Below are 23687 nucleotides of genomic sequence, written 5' to 3'. Positions count from 1 at the left end.
CGGGACGGCCCGTTTCTTTTCGGAAAGTCATATGTCCGTGGATATCTTCACCTCGCTCGATTGGTCCGAGCCGCCCAAAGACATGAGCAAGCCGCTGCAAGCGTTGTGGTGGCTCAAGAAAGGTGAGTTCCGTGTCGGCCCCGAGTGGGAGCAGGCCCACACCATCGTTCAGGCCATGGAAGGTGTGCAGGCATTTGATTGGGTGCATGCGCTGATGCACTGGATCGAAGCCGATATGGGCAATGCCGACTATTGGTACCGCCGGGCCGGCAAGCGCCGCGCCACCGCCAGCGTCGCGCAGGAATGGGAACATATCGCCGCGGCGCTCAGCGAGGTGACACGCCACTAGGGGGCCGCGAACGGTTGCCTTTGCCGGCAGGTCGGTGCAAACCAGCACTGAGTTTTGCACCAATGGACCTTTGCCGTGACCACCGCGCCCGCCGACTGCCAGACCAAAGATGATGTCCGTGCCGAAATCGATCGGATCGACCAGGCGCTCCTGCACCTCTTCGCGGAGCGGCATCGCTATGTCACCCGCATGGCCGAGATCAAGACCGACCCGCACGAGGCGCGCGACCCCGTCCGCATCGAGGCAGTGATCGCCAAGGTGCGCGAGCGTAGTTTGGCTCTTGATCTTGACGAGGATCAGGCCGAACTTGTGTGGCGAACCCTGATCGATTGGAACATCAATTACGAGAAGGGCATCATCACGGCGCGGCGGCGCCCCCTTTAGGAGAGTGTGTCATGCGCAGTGTCCTGATCCGCAATGCCGAACCCGGTGACGCACGCATTCTAGCCGACATCGCCTACCGCTCCTGGACAAAGGGCATTTTGCCGCTGCTAACCGAAACACCCGGCATGCGCGACGCCGAGCAGCACCGGCTTAGGCGCGCCGTCGCCGAAACGCTGACGCGCATCATTGTGGCCGAACAGGATGGCATGCCTGTCGGCTGGTGTTCGCGCTCCGCCCGGCGCGCTTATATCCCGTTCCTGTTTGTGGCTCCGGAAAGCCAAGGCCAGGGCATCGGCTCCATGCTGCTGCGGCGCATGGAGTCGGTGCTGGAACTATTCGGCGCCAGCCGGGTGCAGCTCGAAACCCCCGCAGACCATATTCGCGCGGTCCGCTTTTATGAACGGCAAGGCTACCGCATCCTCGCCATGCGTCCCGATGGGCGTGCCCATCACGAGCCATTCATGAGCGTTCATCTCGAGAAGAAATTACACCCATTCGCGGGCGATCTCGACGACGAAGATTGAGCTCGACCGCCGGAACTGACCAGATCGGGCAAAGAGGCGTTGCATCGCGCGCCGCTGGTCAGTAAGCACTGGGTCGTGTTCCCGCATGCCGTTCAGAGAGCTCACTTTGACCCTTATCGACACCCGTACGCCCGATCCGAAGCGCTTTATTTCCGGCTCCACTGGAGACTGGGAAGTGATCATCGGCATGGAAGTGCATGCGCAGGTGACCTCCGAAAGCAAGCTGTTTTCCGGCTCCTCGACCGCCTTCGGCAATCCGCCCAACAGCAATGTTTCGTTCGTGGACGCAGCCATGCCCGGCATGCTGCCGACCATCAACGAAGAATGCGTGCGCCAGGCTGTGCGGACCGGCCTTGGGCTCAAGGCCGTGATCAACAAACGGTCCGTTTTTGACCGCAAGAACTATTTTTATCCCGATCTGCCGCAGGGCTATCAGATCAGCCAGTTCAAGGACCCTATTGTCGGCGAGGGTAAGGTGCTGCTCGACATGGGCGACGAGACCATCGAGATCGGCATCGAGCGGCTCCACCTGGAGCAGGACGCGGGCAAGTCCATCCATGACCAGCATCCATCCATGAGCTTTGTGGACCTCAACCGCTCCGGCGTGGCGCTGATGGAGATCGTCTCCAAGCCGGACCTGCGCTCGGCTGACGAGGCTAAGGCTTATCTGTCCAAACTTCGCACGATTCTGCGTTATCTCGGCACCTGCGACGGCAATATGGAGCAGGGCTCCATGCGTGCCGACGTCAACGTGTCGGTGCGACGCCCCGGGGGTGAGTTCGGCACGCGCTGCGAAATCAAGAACGTCAATTCAGTGCGCTTTGCCGGTCAGGCGATCGAATACGAAGCGCGTCGGCAGATCGATATCCTTGAAGACGGCGGCTCGATCGACCAGGAAACCCGCCTGTTCGATCCGAAGCTCGGCGAAACCCGGTCCATGCGTTCCAAGGAAGAAGCGCATGACTACCGCTACTTCCCCGATCCCGACCTGCTGCCCCTGGAGTTTGACGACGCTTTCGTGGCGGCTCTGGCGGAACACCTGCCCGAACTGCCGGACGAGAAGAAGGCCCGCTTTGTCCGCGACTATGGTGTGACCCCTTACGACGCCATGGTGCTGACGCTGGATCGCGAGACGGCCGATTACTTCGAGGCCGTTGTGGCCCATGGGGGTAGCAAGCGCGACGGCAAGGCTGTCGCCAATTTGCTCAACGCCGATGTTGCCGCCTATGCCAATAGCCAGGGGCTTGCTGTTTGGGAAACCCATCTGCAGCCAGCTCAGATCGCGGGGATTGTTGACCTCGTGGCCGCCGGCACGATCTCCAGTAAGATCGCCAAGGATTTGCTGCAGATCATCATTGCTGAGGAGCCGGAGGGCGAACCTGCCGAGATCGTCGAGCGGCGCGGCATGAAGCAGGTCACCGACCTCGGCGCCATCGAGAAGGTGGTCGACGAGATCATCGCCGCCAACCCCGATCAGGTCGCCAAGGTTCAGGCCAAGCCCACCATGATTGGCTGGTTCGTTGGCCAGGCGATGAAGGCATCGGGCGGCAAGGCTAACCCGCAGGCCCTGAACGAATTGATGAAGCGCAAGCTCGGCCTCGAAGAGTGAGCGAGCCCGCCGAAGACAAGGAAGCCCCAAAGCAGTTGCTGGATCACGGTATGGGGCCGTGGCTGATGCGCGTCATCGGCGCGCTGGTCAGCCGCATCATCATCCTGCCGGTGCTAGCCACAATGGCGGCTTCAATGGCGTTGATGATCTATGGGGTCGCTGAAACCTGGCACTTCATCCGCGAGCTGTTCTTCGCCGACCATCCCGTAAGCAAGGACGAGGCACTGCTGCACGCCATCGAGCTGGTTGATCTTTTCTTGCTCGCGACCGTGGTGCAGGTGGTTTCGCTCGGCCTTTATCAGCTCTACTTCAACCAGGATCTGGCCTTGCCACGTTGGCTCAAGATCAGCAATCTCGATGATCTGAAGTCAAAGCTGGTGGGCGTGGCCATCACCGTGCTGGCGGTTTATTTTCTCGGGCGCGCTGTGACCTGGAGCAGCGGACCGGACATCGTTTATCTGGGTGCCGCAACAGCGGTCGTGATCGGCGCGCTCACCTATTTCCTCAGCAAGATCGACGGCCACGACTAAACGGGGCCGTCGCTAAGTCACGGATTGATGTCGTGACCTGGCTCGGGGGGAAGTTCCGGCTGGTAGTCTGGCTGCGGATCTTCCACCGGCACGTTGCCCGGAATTTCGGATGGGTCTGGAGTGGGGAAGCTCACGGGCATCGGCGGCGGCGGAACAGGCTGCGGCACGATCTCGGGCGTTTCCGCGGGATCGATCTCTGGATTGGGTGGAATGGGCATGCCTGCCTCCTCGTTGGGACCTAACTCAACGGGGCGATACGACCTCAGTTCCGGACACTGGCTTGCGCCAGATCTTGAGAATGCGACCGTCGATCAGCAACAAGCCTAAAAACACCACGCCCATGCCCAGCAGGTGAATGGGCCGAATGGATTCTCCCAGCAGCGACACCCCGAGCAAGACCGCGACGACCGGGGTGACAAAGGTGTTGGAGGCGAAGTTGGTGGTGCCAACGCGCGGCAGCAGCCGATACATCAGCTGGAACGCCAAGGCGGTGCAGAAAACGCCGATGGCGATCCAGGCCGCCCAGGTTTCGATCCGCTCGATGTGTGGCACCCCTTCAACCCAAAGCGCAACTGGCACTGAAGTCAACGCCGCGCCAGAGATGGCAATGGTGGCGATGGTCGTGGGCTCGATCGCCTTGAAGCTTCGCGCGACATTGAGCGTGATGGCGTAGAGCATCACGGCGGCAAAGCAGACGGCAATGGCCCAAAGCTCGCCATGCTCATTGCCGGCCGCCAGGGATGGTGAAGCCAGCAATGCCGCACCGGTAAACCCCGCAACCACGCCGGCAGCCTTGTGGCGCTTTATTTTTTCGCCGCCTGGCCAATAATGCGAGACCAGTACGGTAACAACCGGCAGCAGGGCATTGATGATCGCAGCAAGACCGCTAGGGATGTGGGCCTGGCTAATGGGAAAAAGCGTAAACGGCACCGCATAGCTGAACACGCCGAGGAGGCCGAGCTTGAGATACAGCATCGGATCACGGGGCAGGGGCTTGCGAAGGGCGAAAAACAATAACCAGCTGACCAGCGCGGCGATGGTCACCCGGCCTGCGGCCACGGTGATTGGCCCCAGTTCACGGATCAGCACAGCATTGAACAGGAACGAGGTGCCCCAGATGCTTCCGATAAAAATGATGAGCGCCCAGTAGCGTGCCGACATGTGATTCTTTCCCAGGAAGCGGCGACGCTAGGCCTGTCGCCAGCAAAGGTCGAACCGATTTTGACGATGGCAAGCATCAATGCACGTGATGAGCGGATGGCTCCTATGCGCCATTGCAGTTGCATGCGTTGAGGGGGCTGCTAGCCTTCACCGGTAAACTTCTGAGGGCTCTTATGCACAAACTTGGTCTTGCCGTTTCTGCTCTTCTGCTCGCCACCGCCGCGCCCGCGGTCCTGGCGGCGGAAACTCTGGATACCACGCCGCGCATTGCGGTGATGTCGGCCTTTGGCCCCGAATGGATTGCGCTGCAGGAAGCCCTCAGCGAACGCAAGGATTACACGGTCAATGGCACCACCTTTGCAACCGGGGTGATTGAGGGCAAGCCGGTGGTGCTGTTCTTGACCGGGGTCAGCATGGTCAATGCGGCGATGACCTCGCAGCTGGCGCTGGACCACTTCAACATCGAAAGCATCGTGTTTTCCGGCATAGCGGGTGGCGTTAATCCCGAGCGCCATATCGGGGATGTGATTGTGCCGGCGCAGTGGGGCCAGTATCTCGAGGTCATCATGGCGCGCGAAGTGGATGGGAAGTTCACGCCGCCCTCATTCATGGACGCGCCCCATCCCTCATTCGGCATGATGTTCCCGCAGACCGTGGATATCGCCCGCGAGGGTGGCAAGCCCGAGGAGAAGTTCTGGTTTGCCGCCGATGCGGAGCTGTTGGCGGTCGCCGAGAAGGTTGCAGCTGAGATCAAGCTGGAGGATTGTTCGGCAGAAAACGCCTGCCTCACCACCACGCCGAGCATTCATGTTGGTGGCAATGGCGTTTCGGGCGCGGCCTTTGTGGACAATGCAGAACTGCGTGAATATGCCTTTGGGACCTTCGAGGCGCAGGTGCTCGACATGGAAAGCGCCGCCGTAGCGCATGTGGCCTATGCCAATGATGTGCCCTTCATCGCGTTCCGCTCGCTGTCAGATCTGGCGGGTGGCGGCGAAGGCGAAAACCAGATGGGCACCTTCATGGGCTTGGCGTCCAACAATTCGGCTGCCGTCGTAACCGCCTTCATTGCAGCACTGCCGGAGTAAGGCTGCCCAAGGATCCGAACTCTCCAGAGGCGAGCTGCCGCACCGCCTCTGGATAAAGCCGGTGCTCTTCGACAAGCACCCGCGCGGCAAGGCTGTCGGGCGTATCGCCCGGCAGCACCGGCACTTCAGCTTGCAGGATGGCGGGTCCTTCGTCCAAGCCCGGGGTGACAAAATGAACGGTGCAGCCATGGCGGGTCGCGCCATCGGCTAGTGCCCGGGCATGCGTGTCCAACCCCTTGTAGAGCGGCAGCAGGGAAGGATGGATGTTGATCAGGCGCCCCTGCCAGCGATTGACAAAATCTTCGCCCAAGACGCGCATGAAGCCAGCAAGGCAAACCAGTTCGGTGTCCCAGCTTTCAAGGACCTGGGTCAGAACGTCCTCGAACATGTCCCGGCTCGGAAACTTGCTTTGTGCAAGGCTCGCCGTCGCGATCCCTTCAGCCGCAGCAAGGGCCAGTCCTTCAGCAGCGGCCCGATTAGAGACCACGCCGACAATTTCGGCGGGGTAGTCGGGGGCCTTTGCCGCCTCGATCAGCGCCGCCATGTTGGAGCCACGGCCCGAGATCAAAATGGCAGTGCGCGTGCGGCTCACAGCGAGAGCCTGCCCTCGAAGGTCACCGCCTCGCCGGTGCGTTGCACGAGTTCGCCAACGATTGCTGCCGTTTCCCCAGCATCGTTGAGGTGCTCCACCAGGTTGGCGGCCTCGTCTGTGCCAACCGCGATCAGCATGCCAACGCCGCAGTTGAAGGTGCGCAGCATTTCGGCTTCAGCGAGACCGCCCGTATGGGCCAGCCAGCCAAAAACCTTGGGCACGGTAATGGCTCCGAGATTCACATGCGCCGCCAGATGATCGGGCAAGACGCGGGGGATATTGTCGATAAAGCCGCCGCCAGTGATATGGGCCAGGGCCTTGATGCCGATCCCGGCTTTCAGCGCCGCGAGGATGGGCTTCACATAGATGCGGGTAGGGGTGAGCAGGGCGTCGGCCAGAGACTGGCCGGGCGCAAATGGCGCATCCATGAACCAGTCATTGCCCGAGAGCTCCACGATCTTGCGCACCAGCGAATAACCGTTCGAGTGCACGCCCGAGGAGGCTATCGCAACGAGCGTATCGCCTGGCGCGAGATCGGCTCGCGGCAGCAGGGTCCCGCGTTCGGCAGCGCCCACGGCAAAGCCGGCCAGATCATAGTCCTTGCCGTGGTACATGCCCGGCATTTCCGCGGTTTCCCCGCCGATCAGGGCACAGCCGGCTTGGCGGCAACCCTCGGCGATCCCCTCAACGATCGCGGTTCCCTGCTCAACATCAAGCGCGCCGGTGGCGAAGTAATCCAGAAAGAACAACGGCTCGGCGCCCTGAACGACGATGTCGTTGACGCACATCGCAACAAGATCGATGCCGATGCTGTCGTGCTTGCCAGCTTCAATGGCGATCCGCAGCTTGGTGCCGACGCCATCATTGGCCGCCACCAGGACGGGGTCGGTGAAGCCAGCGGCCTTGAGGTCGAACAGGCCCCCAAACCCACCGATCTCGCCATCGGCGCCCGCCCGCCGCGTGGAGCGTACGGCGGGCTTGATCGCATCGACAAGGGCGTTGCCCGCATCGATGTCGACGCCGGCCTGCTTGTATGAAAGACCGTTTGGTGGCAGGTTTTGGGGGTCGGACATGGGCCTCAGTGCCAATTGGGGAAACCGTGCGCAATGCCGCAGGCTAGAGACCAGGGCAGTTGCCATTTCCGGAGGGGGCCGGTAGAGGGCCTGATAGCTTCTCCACCCAACCGACGCAAGGGCCGGTCCAGTCAATGACACTGCGAAATCAAGTGCTGATCTGGATCGGATCATTCGTCGTGCTGATCCTGTTGCTCTGGTTGTTCCGGGGCATCCTGCTGCCCTTCGTTGTCGGGGCTGCGCTGGCCTATCTGCTCAACCCAATCGTAAACCAACTGCAGAAATGGCACTTCAACCGCGCTTGGGCGACGGCGCTGGTGCTGGCTACAGTCGTGGCCATACTTCTGGGCCTGATATTCATGCTGGTGCCGCTCGTCGCGCAGCAGGTTGGCGGGCTGGTGCAGCGCCTGCCGGGCTATGCGGCTGAGTTGGAAGCATTGGCGCGTAAATGGGCGCCTGAGCTCAATGCATGGCTTGGACCTGAGCGCGCGGCGCAGGTGGAAGCCACCATGACGGACCTGATGGGTCGCATGGTGGGCCTTGTGGGTGTCCTCACCGGGGAAGTGCTTTCAAGCGGCGCGACACTGATCAGCGCCGTGGGTATCATCATCTTCACTCCGGTCGTGTGCTTTTATCTGCTGCTCGACTGGGAAGGCATGGTGCGCGGGCTGGAAAGCCTGCTGCCGCGCGACCACAAGGGCGAAATCCAGGGCATCCTGCGCGACATCGACAGCGCCATGGGTGGCGCCATTCGCGGGCAGGGCAGCGTAGTGCTCATCCTGGCCGCCTTTTACGCGACCGCACTCAGCCTTGTGGGGCTGAACTTCGGCCTCGCGATCGGGCTGATCGGTGGCCTGTTCAGCTTCGTTCCGTTTGTGGGCTTCGCCATTGGCTTTGTGCTCTCGATGGGCATCGCCATCGTCCAATTCTGGCCTGACTGGTGGTTCATCGTTATCATCTTCATGATCTACATGGTCGGCCAGTTTGTTGAAGGCAACATTCTCTATCCCAAGCTTGTCGGCTCTACGATCAACATCAACCCGGTCTGGATGATGTTCGCGCTGCTCGCCCTGGGTGCTTTGTTCGGCTTTGTTGGCCTGCTGCTGGCCGTGCCGATGGCCGCGATCGGTAGCGTGCTGGTGCGCTATGGCGTGCGGAAATATCGTGAAAGCGCTCTCTACCAGGGCGAAGCAGGCAGCATCGATGGCGATGCCGATGTTGTCTGAGGACGACGAAATCCCCGATACCGGTGCGCAGCTGACACTGGATCTGGGGCATACGCCATCCCATGGCCTAGAGGACTTCCTGGTAGGGGACGGCAACGAACTGGCGCATGGCCGGATCATGAGCTTTCCCGATTGGGCCGACCCAGTGACGCTGCTGGTCGGTCCAGCCAAGTCGGGCAAGTCACACCTGGCGCGCATCTTTGCCGAAAGGAGCGGGGCGGTGTTTGCCGGAGCTGATGACCTGGCGCGTCTCGCCAGCGATGGCGGCCGGCAGCCGGTGATAGTCGAGGATGTCGACAGCCGCGGCTATCCTGAGGCCGCCTTGTTTCACCTCCTCAACCAGTCCTTACGCGACAGCCGCCCGCTTTTGCTGACGGCACGCGAGGGAGTCGCCCACTGGCCGCTGGCAACCGACGATGTCCGCTCCCGAGCGCGGCGTGCTGCGGCATTTACGCTGGAGTTGACCGATGACATCCAGCTGTCACAGATGTTGGTGAAACTGTTTGGTGACCGACAGATCGTGGTCGAGCCAAAGGTGATTTCCTTTATCGTGGCGCGCATGGAAAGATCGGCTGCCGAGGCCGTTAGTCTAGTGGAGTTGATGGATCGCCTGGCTCTCGCCAAGGGTACAGCCATCACCCGCAGCGTTGCTGCCGAGGCTCTCGATCGCCGGTTGGTGGCACAAGGCGCCGGGAGCGATGAATTGGACTGGGGTGGGCCGGAAGATGAATGAAATCGGTCAGATTGGGGAAGCAGACGCCGCCGTGCCCGAAGCCGAAGCTCTGCGCAAAAGCCCGGCCCGGTTCGTCAACCGCGAAGTCAGCTGGCTCCAGTTCAATATGCGCGTGCTTGAAGAGGCCGCTAACACCGCCCATCCGCTGCTGGAACGGCTGCGCTTCGTCTCAATTTCAGCCAACAACCTCGATGAATTCTTCATGGTCCGCGTTGCAGGTCTCAAGGGCCAGTTGCGGGCTGGCCTCGTCAAACAAAGCGCTGACGGTTTGTCGCCGAGCGAACAGCTGGACGAGATTTCCACGTTGGCCCAGCACCTTCAGCTCGAACAGCAGGATCATTGGCAAAGCTTGCGCGAAGAGTTGTTCGAGCAGAACGTGGTAATCCATGAAACCAATGACCTGAGCAGCGAACAGGTCAATTATCTCGCCAAGCTGTTCCGCGAAGAAATCTTCCCGGTTCTGACCCCGATCGCGGTCGATCCGGCCCACCCGTTCCCGTTCATTCCCAATTTGGGGCTCGCGCTCGCCTTTGAGCTGCGGCGGCCCAACAGCGAAGTGCCGCTGACAGCCCTGGTGCGCATTCCCAGCAATCTTGATCGCTTCATCAACCTGCCTACGGGGCTGGTATCGGATGGGCGCAGCGAGGTCGTGACGATCGACACGTTGGTCAAGCTGTTCTTTCACAAGATGTTCCCTGGCCATGAAGTTGTCGGCTCCGGCGCCTTCAGGCTGGTGCGGGACAGTGAGATCGAAATCGACGACGAAGCGGCCGATCTGGTGGTTGAATTCGAGTCGGCGCTACGCCAACGCCGCCGCGGTCTGGTGATCCGGCTGGAAATAGAGCGAACCATGCCCCGCGCGCTCAAGCGCCAGATCAGCGAGCAACTCGGCGTCAAGGACAGCGAAATCTTTGAAGTTCAGGGGTTTCTCGGGCTCGCCGATGCTCGCAAGATTTGTGACATCAACCGCCCCGACCTCAAATTCACCCCTTATCTCGCGCGCTTTCCCGAACGTATCCGCGACTACAACGGCGACAGCTTCGCCGCGATCCGCGCCAAGGACATCTTGGTCCACCACCCATTCGAGAGCTTCGATGTGGTTGCGCAGTTCTTGATGCAGGCGGCGCGAGACCCCGAAGTGGTCGCCATCAAGCAGACTCTTTACCGGACCTCTGCCGATAGTCCGATCATCAAGGCATTGGTGATGGCGGCGGAAGCGGGCAAGTCGGTGACGTGCCTTGTGGAACTGAAGGCACGCTTTGATGAAGAAGCTAATATCCGCTGGGCGCGCGACCTGGAGCGGGCAGGGGCCCAGGTGGTGTTCGGCTTTATCGAGCTCAAGACTCACGCCAAAATGAGCCAGGTGGTGCGCCGTGAAAAGGGCAAGCTCGTCAGCTACTGCCATATCGGCACCGGCAACTACCATCCGATCACCGCCAAGGTTTACACCGACCTCAGCTATTTCACGATCGATCCTGCCGTGACGCGCGACGTGGCCCGGGTGTTCAACTTCATCACCGGTTACGCAAGGCCGACGGAACTGGAAACCATCGCGGTTTCGCCCGTCAATTTGCGGCAAACCTTGCTCGACAACATCAATCGGGAAGTGGAATTCGCGCAGGCGGGGCAGCCCGCGAGCATTCTGCTCAAGATGAACTCGCTGGTGGACCCCGAGATCATCGACGCGCTCTATGACGCAAGCCAGGCCGGGGTGAAGATCGATCTGGTCGTTCGCGGGATTTGTTGCTTACGGCCGGGCATCCCCGGTTTTTCGGAAAATATCCGGGTAAAATCGGTGGTTGGCCGCTTTCTCGAGCACAGCCGCATCTACTGCTTTGGCAATGGTGAAGCGATCCCGTCCTCGCGCGCCAAGGTCTATATTTCTTCGGCGGACCTGATGCAGCGCAACCTCGATGGCCGGGTCGAAGTCATGGTGCCGATCCTCAACCAGACGGTGCATAAGCAGATCGTCGACCGGATCCTCGTTGCCTATATGCGCGACAACCAGCAGAGCTGGGAAGTGCTGCCGGATGGCAGTTCGCACCGCATCCGCCTTGCAGAAGGCGAGGAACCGTTCAACGCGCACGACTATTTCATGACCAATCCATCGTTGTCGGGTCGCGGCACGGCGGGGCGGGAAGATGGCGACGAGGATTTTGATTGAACCAGTTTTGGGGCGTAGATGCCGATCCCACCGCTCAGGGGAGGATCAAGGGCGCTCGGCCAGTAGCAGTGCTCGACATCGGGTCCAACTCCGTACGACTCGTTGTTTATGAACGTCACGCCCGCGCCTTGACGCCGCTCTACAATGAAAAGGCCTCCTGCGCTCTCGGCCGTGGCATTGCCAAGTCGGGGCGCCTGGCTGACGCCAATGTCGCCCAGGCGTTGGAGGCAATCAAACGCTTTGCCCTGGTCACGCGCATGATGCGAGTTGGCAAGGTCTATGTGCTCGCAACATCTGCCGTGCGCGATGCGGCGAACCGGGAGGCATTCGTCACCGCCGTTGAAGCCATCATCGACAGTCCTGTGCAAGTGCTGACGGGTGAGCAGGAAGCCCATTTCGCCGGCCTTGGTGTGGTCGCAGGCATTCCAGATTTTGACGGCATTGTAGGCGATCTGGGGGGCGGCAGCCTTGAGCTGTCGCGCATCATCGATGGCTCCGACCGGGAAGGCGAGTCGTTCGAGCTTGGCGTGATCCGCCTGCAGGACGACAGCGACGGCTCGCCCACCAAGGCGGCAGCTCTTGTCCGTGATCGCCTGAGGAAATCCGCGCTTGCCCAGCAGAAGCCCGGCGGGAGCTTTGCTGCCATTGGTGGCACCTGGCGAACGCTGGCCAAGCTGCATCAGGTCCAACGCGACTATCCCCTGCAGATGGTGCAGCACTACAAGGTGCCGGCGGACGACATGATCAAGCTGTGCACCGATATTGTCGAGCACGGCTCGCTCAAGCACTATCCGGGTGCCGAGAATGCCAGTTCCTCCCGCCGTGAGCTTGTGCCCTTTGGCGCAGCCGTGATCAGTGAGGTCCTAAAGGCCGGTGAGTTCAACGAAGTCGTGTTTTCGGCGCTGGGTGTGCGCGAGGGCTATCTATTTGGTATGCTCGACAATCGTGAGCGTGCGCTTGATCCGCTGATTCAAGGCGCCGAAGAGCTATCCGTGCTGCGGTCGCGGTCCCCGTCCCATGCCAATGACCTGATGGAGTTCACGGACCAGTTCTTCGCGGTAAGCGGCACCGTAGAAACCGAGACTGACAAGCGGTTACGGATCGTCTCGTGCCTTCTTGCCGATATCGGCTGGCGGGCTCATCCGGACTACCGGGGCTCGCAAAGCATAGATGCAGTGGCCTTTGGGGGCTTGACTGGTGTGGACCATCCTGGGCGGGCGTTCCTCGCCATGGTTATCGCGGTTCGATATAACGGGCTCAAGACCAAGGGCATCACGCAGCCACTGCTTGGCTTGGCATCGCCCGAAGGCACCGCACGGGCCCGATTGATTGGAGCCTTGTTCCGGGTGGCTTACCCGATTACTGCGGCGATGCCGGGCATCCTGCAGCGCATCGGCCTGGCTGCTGACGGCAATGAATTGCAGCTGGTGTTGCCGCGCGACCTCGCCTTTCTGGATGCCGAACACCTGCGCAACCGCTTTGAGCAGTTTGTCGGCCTGACCGAGTTCAAGACCTCACGCGTGCGCGTCCAATAGCTATTCGGCGGCAGCAGCGCGCGGCCGCACCACGATTTCCCGCACGCCCTTGTTGGTCGCCACGAGGCCGATCCGCCCATGCTTGATGTCGAGCGCCTTTTCACCAAACAGTTTGCGCCGCCAACCCTTGAGGGCCGGCACATCGGCATCGTCGTCCAACACCAGGGCGTCGATCTCGTCTGAGGTGGCGATGATCCGCGCGGCGACGCCGTGCTCGTCGGCCACTGATTTCAGCAGCACCCGGATCAGATCGCCCACAGCGCCTTTAGGAGAGGGGCCCCGGTAGCGTTCGGCCACAGCAGGCAGCTCTGCCTTGGGCAGAGCTTCCACTTCCTTGAGCAACGCCATCAATTCAGCTGCGGTCGCGCTCCGGCCAAACCCGCGTGGGACCGTGCGCAGCTTTTCAAACGCGTCTGGCGTCAGTGGACGCTGCATGGCCAGATCAAACAGCATATCGTCCTTGAGAACACGGCTGCGTGGCTGGTCGCTATCCTGCGCCCGGCGTTCCCGCCACGCCGCCAGGCGCTGCAACGCAGCGAGGTCGCGCGGCCGGTTGATCTTCATCTTGAGCCGTTCCCAGGCGTGCTCAGGCTGAACGACATAGGTGTCGATGCTGCGCAGCACCCCGAGTTCGTCCTCGACCCAGTCCCAGCGGCCAGTGGCATCAACCTGCTTGCGCAGCTCGCGATAAACGTCACGCAGATGTGTCACATCGGCCAGCGCGTATACCTGTTGTTTCTCGCTCAGGGGACGCGCTGCCCAGTCGGTGAAGCGGGAAGACTTGTCCAATTCGATATTGGTGATCGAGCGCACCAGGTTGTCATAGGACACAGAGTCGCCAAAGCCGCAGACGCTGGCCGCAATCTGCGTGTCGAAAATGTTGTTGGGGACCTTGCCGGTCAGCTTGACGAAAATCTCAATGTCTTGCCGGGCAGCATGGAAGACCTTGATAACGTCGGGGTTGGCCAACAGCTCGAAAAAAGGAGACAGATCAAGGTCAGCCGCCAGTGGATCGATCAAAACCGCTTCATCGTCCGTAGCGGCCTGAATAAGGCACAGCTTCGGCCAGTAAGTAGTCTCTCGCAGGAACTCGGTGTCAACAGTGACGAAATCGAACTTGGCGGCCCGCTCGCAAAAAGCGGCCAGCACGCCTGTGGAAACTACAAGGTTCATACCGAGGTCCGTCTTGAAATAGTCACGATTGTTTCTAGCAGGTGAGCCTAGCCCACTCCATACCTGAATGCGACCGCAGAGTTCTCCCCGCGAAGCCATCCGCGGAACGGCGGGCGGTGCTTCTTGACATCGAACCGCGCCCATGCGCTTTTCCCCCCCAATTTCCGGCCAGTTTTTCAGAGTTTGCTATGACCACACATCGCTATCGTTCGCACAATTGCGGTGCCCTGACTGCGCAACAGGCCGGCGACACGGTGCGCCTGAGCGGGTGGGTGCATCGGGTGCGTGATCACGGCGGCTTGCTGTTTATCGATCTGCGCGACCATTACGGGCTCACCCAATGTGTCATCGATCCTGATTCTCCGGCCTTTGCCGACGCGGAGAAGGTCCGCGCAGAGTGGGTGATCCGCATTGACGGGGAAGTTAAGTTGCGCGACGGCGCAGCCGTGAACCCGAATCTGCCCACGGGCGATATCGAGGTGTTCATTCGCGAGATTGAAGTGCTTTCCGCCGCGCGCGAACTGCCGCTGCCGGTCTTCGGCGAACCCGACTACCCAGAAGATGTTCGGCTGCGCTATCGCTTCATCGATCTGCGCCGTGAAACCTTGCACGCCAATATCGTCAAGCGCACCAAGGTGATCTCCTATATGCGCCGCACCATGGAGGGGATCGGCTTCACCGAGTTCTCGACCCCCATCCTGACCGCCTCCTCGCCCGAGGGCGCGCGCGATTTCCTGGTGCCCAGCCGCATTCACCCCGGCAAGTTCTTCGCCTTGCCCCAGGCGCCCCAGCAGTACAAGCAGCTGCTGATGGTGGCCGGCTTTGATCGCTACTTCCAGATCGCGCCTTGCTTCCGCGACGAGGATCCGCGCGCGGATCGCTTGCCTGGCGAGTTTTATCAGCTCGACCTCGAGATGAGCTTTGTGACCCAGGAAGATGTCTGGGACACGATGGAGCCCGTGCTGCGCGGCATCTTCACCGAGTTTGCTGACGGCAAGCGCGTGACTGAGAAATTCCCCCGCATCCCTTATGATGTGGCGCTGCGCAAATACGGCTCCGACAAGCCCGATCTGCGCAACCCCATTGAGATGCAGTCCGTCACCGAGCACTTCGCCGGATCGGGCTTCAAGGTCTTTGCCGGCCAGATCGAAGCCGATCCCCAGGTTGAGGTCTGGGCCATCCCGGCGCCGACCGGCGGCTCGCGCGCGTTTTGCGATCGCATGAACGCCTGGGCGCAAAGCCAGGGTCAGCCCGGTTTGGGCTACATCTTCTTCAAGGACGGTCAGGGCTCGGGCCCGGTGGCCAAGAATATCGGCGAGGAACGCACAGCGGCTATCCGGACCCAGTTGGGCCTCGCGGACGGCGACGCTGTGTTCTTTGTGCTGGGTCGCCCAGAGAAGATGTATCGCTTTGCTGGCGAAGCGCGCACGCGGGTCGGCACCGAGCTTAACCTCCTTGACACTGAGCAGTTTGCCCTGTGCTGGATTGTGGACTTTCCGTTCTATGAATGGAGCGAGGAAGAAAAGAAACTCGACTTCGCCCACAACCCCTTCTCCATGCCGCAGGGGGGGCTTGAAGGGCTTAACGGGCCCGATCCGCTGTCGCTCAAGGCCTACCAGTATGATGCGGTCTGCAACGGCTACGAAATCGCGTCCGGCTCCATCCGGAACCAGGAACCGGAGACTATGGTCAAGGCCTTCGAGCTGGTGGGACTTTCGCGCCAGGACGTGGAAGATCGCTTTGGCGGGCTGTATCGCGCCTTCCAGTATGGTGCGCCGCCTCACGGTGGCATGGCCGCTGGCGTAGACCGGATCGTGATGCTGATCTGCGGCGCGCAGAACCTGCGCGAGATCACCGCGTTCCCGATGAACCAGCAGGCTGAAGATCTGCTGATGAGCGCGCCAAGCCCAGCTTCGGCCAAGCAGCTGCGCGAGCTCGGCATCCGTCTCAACGTGCAGGAAAAATAAAGACATTCCCCCGGGCAGTCGCAAGACTGCCCGGCTATCGGCGCTGGACTTAAGTAGCCATTAAGCGCGGCTTGATATTCAAGGCTCTCCAGTTTGGGCCGGGCGCGCCTTGAGAACGAAATACCCCCATATACTCATGTTGCTTGGTGCGATGCTGGCCTTTGTGCCCATCGCAGCGGTGGACCATCTGCTGGATGCCTATGTCCGGGTGAAAGAGACCGACATAGCGGGCCGTTCCGTTGCGGCGGTGACCCGCTCCATCGAGACCGGGGTAGCCGACGCACTCGCTAGTCTCGATCGCATTTCTGCGGAAAACCGCTCGACCTGCACCCCGACTTTCCTGGCCAGCATCGAGCGCGCCATTGAAGCAAGCTTCAGCCTTAAGCAGGTGCTGGTCGAGAACAGCGACGCGGTTCAGTACTGCGCGGCCTTCGGTCGGACCGTCCGCTATTCGCCCTTGTCCGCAGCCCTACCGACAGGCGAGGAGGGCGAAACCATACGCGTGGTGAGCATGGGCGATATTGCCCTGCCGGCCCTCCAGATCAGCCGTTCTTCCGGGTCCGAGCGCATCGTCTCGGTCTTTGTGCCGTTGATCGGAGCCACGACTGAAGGGCTCGAACGGGCCATTCCTGCCGGCGGCATGATCCGGGTCCTGCTGGCTGATGGTAACCCCGTTGCGACCATCGGTGATCCCAAGCCGTTCGAGGGGCGCGCATCCGCTGACCAGTTCATCTTCAGCCAGGGGTTTGCCGGCCAATTGCCGATCAAGGTTGAGTCGGCAGTGCCGTTCGCGACCGTGCGGGCGGGTTATGCCGATCTGGATGTCAGCTTTACCGTCATTGCCTGCCTGATGAGCGCGGCCTTTTTGATCCTCGCCATCCACTCGGTGCGGCATTCGCGCGTATCGGGCTTCGAGCTTGAGCGGGCAATCGCGCGAGGCGAAATGCGGCCATGTTACCAGCCGGTGATCAATTTGCGGACCGGCGAACTGGTCGGCTGCGAGGTGCTGTGCCGCTGGCAAAAGCGCAGCGGAGAGATCGTTTCCCCTGGCGCCTTCATCGATTATGCCGAATCCTCGGGCTTGGCCATTCCCATGACCTTGTCGCTGATGCAGCAGGTCAAATACGACCTCGGGGAGCTTTGCACCCTCATGCCCGAGCTCAAGATCTCCATCAATCTGTTTGAAGGACATTTCCGCGACGGCTCCATCGTTGAAGATGTCCAAGCGATTTTTGGGGGATCAGCCGTCGATTTCCGGCAATTGGTGTTCGAAATCACTGAGCGCAAACCGCTCGGCAATTCCCAGCAGGCCCATAGCGTTATTGCCGGGCTGCATGCCCTTGGCGCTCGCCTGGCCATGGACGACGCCGGCACCGGACACTCCAATCTGGCTTATCTGCAGACGCTGGGCGTCGATGTCATCAAGATCGACCGCGTCTTTATCGACATGATCAAACCGGGAACCACCAATGTGCCCGTACTGGACGGCTTGATCGCCATGGCTCGCGACCTTGAGTGCGAGATTGTGGCCGAGGGCGTCGAGACGGAGGCCCAGGCCCTCTACCTTCGCGCCCACGGCGTGCTGCAGGCGCAGGGTTTCATCTTTTCGCCAGCCCTGCGCGCCGAAGCATTCAAGGAACTCGCCCTCGCCCTGCACCAGGCGACCATCCCGCCAAGCAGGACACCCGGCCTCGTTGCCGACGCCGCATAGGGTGCTTAAGCGTAATCGGGGTCATTCGCCCTTTTCAAGTGCGCTGAATGGTGGCACGAACGCGCCAGCCGGCCCCGATGGCCGGGAATCCACCTCGGAGGAGACGGGATTGTCGACGGACATCAACGAGCAGCGTCGCGCCTTGCGCGAAGCGGCACTTCACTTCCACGAATATCCCAAGCCGGGCAAGCTTGAGATTCAGCCCACCAAGCCCCTAGGCAACCAGCGCGATCTGGCACTCGCTTATTCTCCTGGCGTTGCGGCGCCTTGCGAGGAAATCGCGCAGAACCCCGACGCGGTCTCGCGCTATACCTCCCGGCAGAACCTCGTGGCGGTGATTTCCAACGGCACAGCAGTGCTGGGCCTGGGCAATATCGGCGCACTCGCTTCCAAGCCGGTGATGGAAGGCAAGGCGGTCCTGTTCAAAAAGTTCGCCGGCATCGACGTCTTTGACCTCGAGATCGACGAGATCAATCCGGGCAAGTTCATCGAGGCCGTGGCGCCGCTGTGGCCCACCTTTGGTGGCATCAACCTCGAAGACATCCGCGCGCCCGATTGCTTTGAGATCGAGGAAACCCTGCGCGAGCGCATGCCCATTCCGGTGTTCCACGACGACCAGCACGGCACTGCCATCATTGTGGGTGCTGCGGTGCTCAACGGCCTTGAACTGGCTGGCAAGCGCATCGAGGACGTCAAGATCTGCACCTCGGGGGCAGGGGCCGCGGCCATTGCCTGCCTCAATGTGCTGGTGGCGCTCGGCGCCAAGCACGAGAACATCTGGGTTGCGGACAAGGACGGCCTCGTCACCCACAAGCGCAACGACGTCAACGACAAGTGGCGCGGTCAATTCCGGCGCGTCAGCGACGCCACAAGCCTGGCTGAAGTCATCGACGGCGCCGACGTGTTCCTGGGGCTCTCCGCCGCTGGGGCGCTTCGCCCAGAGATGCTCGAGAAGATGGCGCCCAAGCCCTTGATCCTGGCGCTGGCTAATCCCAATCCCGAGATCATGCCCGAGGTGGCAAAAGCTACGCGTCCCGATGCTATGGTCTGCACCGGCCGGTCGGACTACCCCAACCAAGTCAACAACGTGCTGTGCTTCCCGTTCATCTTCCGGGGTGCGCTGGACGTGGGCGCGACAACCATCAACGAGGAAATGAAGCTTGCGGCGGTGCGTGCCATTGCCAAGCTCGCCCATGAGCCGGGGCTCGAAGTATCGCCTTCGGGTGCGCCGGCCGTGTATGGTCCTGAGCACATTATTCCCAACCCATTCGATCAGCGCCTGATCCTGCGCATTGCCCCGGCTGTCGCGCGCGCCGCAATGGATTCGGGCGTGGCCAAGCGGCCTATCGAAGACTTTGGAGCCTATCGCGATAGCCTCAATCGCTTTGTGTTCCGCTCCGGCCTCGTAATGAAGCCGATCATTGATCGGGCCCAGGGCCAGAACAAACGCATTGCTTTTGCCGACGGCGAGGACGAACGCGTTTTGCGGGCTACCCAGGTGCTGCTGGAAGACCGGATCGCGCGCCCCATTCTGATCGGGCGCCCGGCCGTGATCGAAGCACGCATCGAGCGCTTCGGCCTCAATCTTCGACCCGGGGACGATTTCGAGGTGATCAACCCCGAAGACGATCCGCGCTATCGCGACTATGTTTCGCTCTTCCATTCGCTGGTGGGTCGCGACGGGGTGACGCCGGACACCGCCCGTCAGGTGGTGCGCACCAACACCACGGTGATCGGGGCACTGGCAGTCCAGCGGGGCGAGGCGGACGCACTGATCTGTGGTTTGCAGGGTCGGTTTATCAAGCATGTCCGCGACATCCGTTCGGTAATTGGCCTGCAGGACGGGGTGAGCGATGTTTCGGCTCTCTCCATGCTGATCATGCCACGCGGCGCATTCTTCCTGGCTGACACCTATGTCAACATGGACCCAACACCTGACGAGATCGTAGGGATTGCTCTCCAGGCTCGCAATCACCTCAAGCGCTTTAATATCGAAGCGCGAGTAGCGCTGCTCAGCTATTCAAACTTCGGCTCGCGTGACGGCGACAGCGCCTTCAAAATGCGGGCGGCTTACCAGAAGCTCAAGGCCGTCGCGCCCGAGATGATCGTTGAAGGCGAAATGCAGGGGGATCTGGCGCTCAATGAGGAGTTGCGCGAACGCTATATCCCCGACACGATCCTGCGTGGGGAAGCCAACCTGTTGATCTTCCCCAATCTCGACGCCGCCAATCTGTCGATGACGCTGCTCAAGGAAATGAACAATGCGCTTTCCGTTGGACCCATCCTGATGGGGCCCAAGGCACCCGCCCATATTCTGGCGCCTTCGACCACCAGCCGCGGTATCGTGAATATGGCCGCGATCGCGGCGACCGAGGCGATTGGGATGACGGAATCGGATCAGTAGTTCCGCCGTCGAAACAAGTCAGCGGGGAAGATTGTAGGCCGACGGTTAGCGAGGGGGCGAGGTGCTCCCCTCGCTGGCCCATCGCACCTTGGAATTGCACCGGCATCGCAACCTGTCATTAAGCCCTGCTGGCGCATGATCGTGCCGTTCAACAGCAGCTGGCCCTTATGCCGACTCGTCTCAAGCGACCCCCATTCTGGCGCCCACTTGGCCTGACCGCAGCGTTGCTCGCGTTCCAGGGCTATCTGGGCTTTTCTGCCATTGGAGGGCAGTTCGGCATCGAAAGCCGCGCACAGATCTTGGCCGACATCGACGTCCTGAAGAACACATCCTCCGCTTTGCAGGCTGAAATCGACGCCTATAAGCACCGCGCGACCCTTATGGACACGCGCCGCCTGGACCCAGACCTGGTCACTGAGCGCGCCCGTGCAATGCTGAACATGGCGAACGAAGCGGACATCATCGTGATGGTGGATCCGCGCACAGGTAAACCACTATCCGGTTCATTCGACGAAATAACCGAGGATAGGTTAAACGGAATTTTGAACGCAGAAACAACCTTGTAGCCTGTGCCGGCGGCAGCCTGGCGGGCTTGCCGTAGCGTGGCCGCTTGCGTTAACTTGCGGTTCTGTGGCCAACTTGGCCAAGCGTGTTTTTCCCCTCATAGCGGAGCGCTTGATATGGCGCGTAAGGGTGTAGCCGGCATGGCAACGACGCAATCCAATGTTCCCCAGTTCAGCGCAGAACAGGAGCTCGAGGCCTTTCGCGAGATGCTGTTGATCCGGCGTTTCGAGGAAAAGGCCGGCCAGATGTATGGCATGGGCCTGATCGGCGGCTTCTGCCACCTTTACATCGGCCAAGAAGCGGTCGTCACCGGCGTAACCATGGCCAGCGAAAAGGGCAAGGACGCGCAGATCACCGGCTATCGTGATCACGGCCACATGCTGGTCATGGGGCTGGACCCTAAGGGTGTCATGGCCGAGCTCACCGGGCGCCGCGGGGGCTTGTCTAAGGGCAAGGGCGGCTCGATGCACATGTTCTCCAACGAGCACCGCTTTTACGGTGGCAACGGGATTGTGGGCGCCCAGGTGTCACTGGGTGCTGGCCTGGCATTTGCTGCCAAGTACCGGGGCGATAATTCGGTGAGCCTTGCCTATTTCGGCGACGGCGCCGCCAATCAGGGTCAGGTCTATGAGAGCTTCAATATGGCCAAGCTCTGGAACCTGCCGGTGGTGTTCATCATCGAGAACAACAAATACGCAATGGGCACCTCGCTTGAACGGGCTGCCGCCACCACGAACCTTTCCAAGCGCGGCCTGAGCTTCGACATCCCCGGCGAGCAGGTGGATGGCATGGATGTGCGGCTGGTTTACGATGCAGCCAAGCGCGCCATCGAGCATGCCCGCTCGGGGAAGGGGCCCTACATCCTCGAAATGCTGACCTACCGCTATCGCGGCCACTCGATGTCGGATCCCGCGAAGTACCGCAGCAAGGACGAGGTCACCAAGTACCGCCAGGAGCGTGATCCCATCGAGCAGGTCCGTGCTCGCCTGCTGGAAGGCGGCTTGGCAACGGAAGAAACGCTCAAGACACTGGAGAGCGAAATTCGCGCCATCGTCAGCGAGGCCGCCGATTTTGCGACCAATGATCCCGAGCCGGATGCCGCCGAGCTCTGGACCGACGTCACCGTTTCGGCCTGAGGCTCGGATGAGCATCCTTCTGGGCGTTGTTGCCTTGTTTGCGCTGCTGACACTGATCGTTGCAGTGGTGCAGGCAATGGCAATGGTGCGGCTCGCCGCCCAGCCCGGGCTGGCGTCACTGTTCCCCTTCGGATGGTGGAAGTTCAGTGCGCTCGAAGTGCGTGGCGGGGCTCGAGCCCTGCCGCATCGGGTGTATAAGCGTGCCGTGATTGCCTTTTTGGTCTTTGTTGTTCTGGGCTTGATGCTGAGTAGTTGGGCGGCGAACACACGCGCTGTCCCCACCGGAATAGCTGCCCTGTCTTTTTCCCTTGCCAGCCTGCCGGCCATTGGGCCCGCTGCGCTTTCGCTGGAGAGCTAAATGCCTCAAATTCTCATGCCTGCACTTTCTCCGACCATGGAAGAAGGCAAGCTTTCCAAGTGGCTCGTGAAGGTCGGCGACAAAGTCTCGCCCGGCGACGTTCTGGCCGAAATCGAGACCGACAAGGCGACCATGGAAGTGGAAGCTGTTGATAGCGGCACCGTTCAGTCGCTGATGATCGAGGAAGGCACTGAAGGCGTTAAGGTCAACACGCCCATTGCCCTGGTCCTGGGCGAAGACGAAGAACTTGGCGAAGCCAAGGAAAACGCTGCCCAGGCTTCATCGTCCGATCCTCAGGGCCAGTCACCCGTTGCCGAGACCACCTCGGTTCCGGCTGAAGCCAAAGCACCAGGCGCTGCCGAAGCACCCAAGTTTGCCGCTCAGAGCGATCCCGACCTGCCTGAAGGCGTTGAGATGGTTGAGATGACGGTCCGCCAGGCACTCAACGAGGCCATGGCCGAGGAGTTGCGGCGCGACAAGGACGTCTTCATCATTGGCGAGGAAGTCGCCCAGTACCAGGGTGCCTACAAAATCACCCAGAACCTGCTCGAAGAGTTCGGTCCCGAGCGCGTCGTTGACACGCCGATCACCGAGCACGGGTTTGCTGGGCTGGCAGTCGGCGCCGCTTTCGCCGGCCTCAAGCCGATTGTCGAGTTCATGACCTTCAACTTCGCCATGCAGGCGATTGACCAGATCATCAACTCCGCCGCCAAGCAGCTTTATATGTCGGGCGGCCAGGTTAATGCGCCCATGGTGTTCCGCGGCCCCAATGGTCCGGCAGCGCGCGTGGGCGCCCAGCACAGCCAGGACTTTTCGGCATGGTACAGCCATGTTCCGGGCCTGACCGTCGTGGCGCCCTATAGTGCCGCCGATGCCAAAGGTCTGCTCAAGTCCGCGATCCGCTCGCCCAATCCCGTGATCTTCCTCGAGAACGAGATTCTCTACGGCTCGAGCGGCCTTGTGCCCAAGATGGACGATTTCCTGCTGCCCATCGGCAAGGCCCGCATCGCCCGCAAGGGTGCTGATGTAACGATCGTGTCCTTCTCCATGGGCATGCGCTACGCCACGCAGGCAACCGAGAAGCTGGTCGCCGCTGGCGTTGATGTGGAACTGATCGACCTGCGTACGCTGCGCCCGATGGATAGCGATACAGTTATTGAATCGGTCAAGAAGACCGGTCGCCTGGTGACGGTGGAAGAAGGCTGGCCGCAGGGCGGCATTGGTGCCGAACTTTCGGCCCGCGTCATGGAGCAGGCATTCGACTACCTTGATGCGCCGGTGGTGCGCGTGACGGGCAAGGACGTGCCGATGCCTTATGCCGCCAATCTCGAGAAGCTGGCGCTGCCCAATGTCGATGAAGTGATCGCGGCTGTTAATGCCGTGACCTACCGCTCCTAAGGAGAGTTCCG

General features: G+C 61.1%; 22 protein-coding genes. 17 read left to right on the top strand and 5 right to left on the bottom strand.

Annotated features, from left to right (window positions below):
- Positions 1-31: 31 nt before the first annotated feature.
- From ELX51_RS08805 to ELX51_RS08785, 5 genes are all read left to right on the top strand, one after another.
- Positions 32-349, top strand: coding sequence for a hypothetical protein (locus tag ELX51_RS08805; protein ID WP_127753169.1), 318 nt, complete (start codon positions 32-34; stop codon positions 347-349).
- 75 nt (positions 350-424) lie between these two features.
- Positions 425-733 carry a chorismate mutase gene (locus ELX51_RS08800; protein ID WP_127753168.1) on the top strand — a complete coding sequence of 103 codons (309 nt, stop codon included), beginning with the start codon at positions 425-427 and terminating at the stop codon, positions 731-733.
- Positions 734-744: 11 nt separating this feature from the next.
- Positions 745-1257 (top strand): GNAT family N-acetyltransferase, encoded by a 513-nt coding sequence (locus ELX51_RS08795; RefSeq protein ID WP_127753167.1) that lies wholly within the window; start codon positions 745-747, stop codon positions 1255-1257.
- A gap of 106 nt (positions 1258-1363) precedes the next feature.
- Positions 1364-2866 carry an Asp-tRNA(Asn)/Glu-tRNA(Gln) amidotransferase subunit GatB gene (gene gatB, locus ELX51_RS08790; protein WP_127753166.1) on the top strand — a complete coding sequence of 501 codons (1503 nt, stop codon included), beginning with the start codon at positions 1364-1366 and terminating at the stop codon, positions 2864-2866.
- On the top strand, positions 2863-3396 hold the full coding sequence (locus ELX51_RS08785; RefSeq protein ID WP_127753165.1) for a YqhA family protein: 534 nt from the start codon (positions 2863-2865) through the stop codon (positions 3394-3396). Before gatB ends, ELX51_RS08785 begins: the two co-directional genes overlap by 4 nt.
- 17 nt (positions 3397-3413) lie before the next feature.
- Here ELX51_RS08785 and ELX51_RS08780 read toward each other — a convergent pair whose 3' ends face one another.
- Both ELX51_RS08780 and ELX51_RS08775 read right to left on the bottom strand, forming a co-directional pair.
- Positions 3414-3614 carry a hypothetical protein gene (locus ELX51_RS08780; RefSeq protein WP_127753164.1) on the bottom strand — a complete coding sequence of 67 codons (201 nt, stop codon included), beginning with the start codon at positions 3612-3614 and terminating at the stop codon, positions 3414-3416.
- A 25-nt stretch (positions 3615-3639) separates the two neighbouring features.
- Entirely contained in the window at positions 3640-4557 is a 918-nt protein-coding gene (locus ELX51_RS08775; protein ID WP_127753163.1) for a DMT family transporter, read from the bottom strand.
- 173 nt (positions 4558-4730) lie between these two features.
- Between ELX51_RS08775 and ELX51_RS08770 the strand changes: the two genes are divergently transcribed.
- Positions 4731-5642, top strand: coding sequence for a 5'-methylthioadenosine/S-adenosylhomocysteine nucleosidase (locus tag ELX51_RS08770; RefSeq protein ID WP_127753162.1), 912 nt, complete (start codon positions 4731-4733; stop codon positions 5640-5642).
- Here ELX51_RS08770 and purN read toward each other — a convergent pair.
- Both purN and purM read right to left on the bottom strand, forming a co-directional pair.
- Positions 5620-6234 (bottom strand): phosphoribosylglycinamide formyltransferase, encoded by a 615-nt coding sequence (gene purN / locus ELX51_RS08765; protein WP_127753161.1) that lies wholly within the window; start codon positions 6232-6234, stop codon positions 5620-5622. The genes ELX51_RS08770 and purN overlap by 23 nt on opposite strands.
- A complete protein-coding gene (purM, locus tag ELX51_RS08760) occupies positions 6231-7307 on the bottom strand; it encodes a phosphoribosylformylglycinamidine cyclo-ligase (protein ID WP_127753160.1) in 1077 nt (358 codons plus the stop codon). The genes purN and purM overlap by 4 nt, the downstream gene beginning before the upstream one ends.
- 134 nt (positions 7308-7441) lie before the next feature.
- Here purM and ELX51_RS08755 point away from each other — a divergent pair, with 134 nt between their 5' ends.
- From ELX51_RS08755 to ELX51_RS08740, 4 genes are read left to right on the top strand one after another with little or no spacing between them, the layout of a single operon-like run.
- Positions 7442-8533, top strand: a complete 1092-nt coding sequence (locus ELX51_RS08755; RefSeq protein ID WP_127753159.1) for an AI-2E family transporter — start codon at positions 7442-7444, stop codon at positions 8531-8533.
- Positions 8511-9266, top strand: coding sequence for a hypothetical protein (locus ELX51_RS08750; protein WP_127753158.1), 756 nt, complete (start codon positions 8511-8513; stop codon positions 9264-9266). Before ELX51_RS08755 ends, ELX51_RS08750 begins: the two co-directional genes overlap by 23 nt.
- Entirely contained in the window at positions 9259-11430 is a 2172-nt protein-coding gene (locus ELX51_RS08745; protein ID WP_248305291.1) for an RNA degradosome polyphosphate kinase, read from the top strand. The genes ELX51_RS08750 and ELX51_RS08745 overlap by 8 nt, the downstream gene beginning before the upstream one ends.
- Entirely contained in the window at positions 11427-12965 is a 1539-nt protein-coding gene (locus ELX51_RS08740) for a Ppx/GppA phosphatase family protein (RefSeq protein ID WP_127753156.1), read from the top strand. Before ELX51_RS08745 ends, ELX51_RS08740 begins: the two co-directional genes overlap by 4 nt.
- Here the strand turns inward: ELX51_RS08740 and rnd are convergent, their stop codons facing one another.
- Positions 12966-14138, bottom strand: coding sequence for a ribonuclease D (rnd, locus tag ELX51_RS08735; RefSeq protein WP_127753155.1), 1173 nt, complete (start codon positions 14136-14138; stop codon positions 12966-12968).
- 188 nt (positions 14139-14326) lie between these two features.
- Between rnd and aspS the strand changes: the two genes are divergently transcribed.
- The 7 genes from aspS to ELX51_RS08700 all read left to right on the top strand — a co-directional run bounded on the left by aspS (position 14327) and on the right by ELX51_RS08700 (position 23676).
- A complete protein-coding gene (gene aspS, locus ELX51_RS08730; RefSeq protein ID WP_127753154.1) occupies positions 14327-16105 on the top strand; it encodes an aspartate--tRNA ligase in 1779 nt (592 codons plus the stop codon).
- Positions 16106-16241: 136 nt separating this feature from the next.
- Positions 16242-17816 carry an EAL domain-containing protein gene (locus tag ELX51_RS08725; RefSeq protein ID WP_127753153.1) on the top strand — a complete coding sequence of 525 codons (1575 nt, stop codon included), beginning with the start codon at positions 16242-16244 and terminating at the stop codon, positions 17814-17816.
- A 109-nt stretch (positions 17817-17925) separates the two neighbouring features.
- Positions 17926-20220 (top strand): NADP-dependent malic enzyme, encoded by a 2295-nt coding sequence (locus ELX51_RS08720; RefSeq protein WP_282567575.1) that lies wholly within the window; start codon positions 17926-17928, stop codon positions 20218-20220.
- Between the two features lie 167 nt (positions 20221-20387).
- Positions 20388-20786, top strand: a complete 399-nt coding sequence (locus ELX51_RS08715; RefSeq protein ID WP_127753152.1) for a septum formation initiator family protein — start codon at positions 20388-20390, stop codon at positions 20784-20786.
- A gap of 138 nt (positions 20787-20924) precedes the next feature.
- The gene (gene pdhA, locus ELX51_RS08710) at positions 20925-21920 is read left to right on the top strand and encodes a pyruvate dehydrogenase (acetyl-transferring) E1 component subunit alpha (protein WP_248305332.1); all 996 of its coding nucleotides are present in this window, start codon (positions 20925-20927) and stop codon (positions 21918-21920) included.
- A gap of 7 nt (positions 21921-21927) precedes the next feature.
- Entirely contained in the window at positions 21928-22278 is a 351-nt protein-coding gene (locus ELX51_RS08705) for a hypothetical protein (protein ID WP_127753150.1), read from the top strand.
- A complete protein-coding gene (locus ELX51_RS08700) occupies positions 22279-23676 on the top strand; it encodes a pyruvate dehydrogenase complex E1 component subunit beta (RefSeq protein ID WP_127753149.1) in 1398 nt (465 codons plus the stop codon). It abuts the gene before it with no gap.
- Positions 23677-23687: the final 11 nt, after the last annotated feature.

Origin of the sequence: Devosia sp. 1566 (genome assembly GCF_004005995.1) — a bacterium.
Classification (GTDB): Bacteria; Pseudomonadota; Alphaproteobacteria; order Rhizobiales; family Devosiaceae; genus Devosia.
This window is presented reverse-complemented; position numbering and strand designations above follow the sequence as displayed.

Excerpts from the sequence above, each read along its gene's own strand:
- ELX51_RS08805 (WP_127753169.1), top strand. The coding sequence starts at position 32 with ATGTCCGTGGATATCTTCACCTCGCTCGATTGGTCCGAGCCGCCCAAA.
- ELX51_RS08795 (WP_127753167.1), top strand. The coding sequence starts at position 745 with ATGCGCAGTGTCCTGATCCGCAATGCCGAACCCGGTGACGCACGCATT.
- ELX51_RS08780 (WP_127753164.1), bottom strand. The coding sequence starts at position 3,614 with ATGCCCATTCCACCCAATCCAGAGATCGATCCCGCGGAAACGCCCGAG.
- ELX51_RS08775 (WP_127753163.1), bottom strand. The coding sequence starts at position 4,557 with ATGTCGGCACGCTACTGGGCGCTCATCATTTTTATCGGAAGCATCTGG.
- ELX51_RS08770 (WP_127753162.1), top strand. The coding sequence starts at position 4,731 with ATGCACAAACTTGGTCTTGCCGTTTCTGCTCTTCTGCTCGCCACCGCC.
- purM (WP_127753160.1), bottom strand. The coding sequence starts at position 7,307 with ATGTCCGACCCCCAAAACCTGCCACCAAACGGTCTTTCATACAAGCAG.
- ELX51_RS08755 (WP_127753159.1), top strand. The coding sequence starts at position 7,442 with ATGACACTGCGAAATCAAGTGCTGATCTGGATCGGATCATTCGTCGTG.
- ELX51_RS08750 (WP_127753158.1), top strand. The coding sequence starts at position 8,511 with ATGGCGATGCCGATGTTGTCTGAGGACGACGAAATCCCCGATACCGGT.
- ELX51_RS08745 (WP_248305291.1), top strand. The coding sequence starts at position 9,259 with ATGAATGAAATCGGTCAGATTGGGGAAGCAGACGCCGCCGTGCCCGAA.
- rnd (WP_127753155.1), bottom strand. The coding sequence starts at position 14,138 with ATGAACCTTGTAGTTTCCACAGGCGTGCTGGCCGCTTTTTGCGAGCGG.
- aspS (WP_127753154.1), top strand. The coding sequence starts at position 14,327 with ATGACCACACATCGCTATCGTTCGCACAATTGCGGTGCCCTGACTGCG.
- ELX51_RS08725 (WP_127753153.1), top strand. The coding sequence starts at position 16,242 with ATGTTGCTTGGTGCGATGCTGGCCTTTGTGCCCATCGCAGCGGTGGAC.
- ELX51_RS08715 (WP_127753152.1), top strand. The coding sequence starts at position 20,388 with ATGCCGACTCGTCTCAAGCGACCCCCATTCTGGCGCCCACTTGGCCTG.
- pdhA (WP_248305332.1), top strand. The coding sequence starts at position 20,925 with ATGGCAACGACGCAATCCAATGTTCCCCAGTTCAGCGCAGAACAGGAG.
- ELX51_RS08705 (WP_127753150.1), top strand. The coding sequence starts at position 21,928 with ATGAGCATCCTTCTGGGCGTTGTTGCCTTGTTTGCGCTGCTGACACTG.
- ELX51_RS08700 (WP_127753149.1), top strand. The coding sequence starts at position 22,279 with ATGCCTCAAATTCTCATGCCTGCACTTTCTCCGACCATGGAAGAAGGC.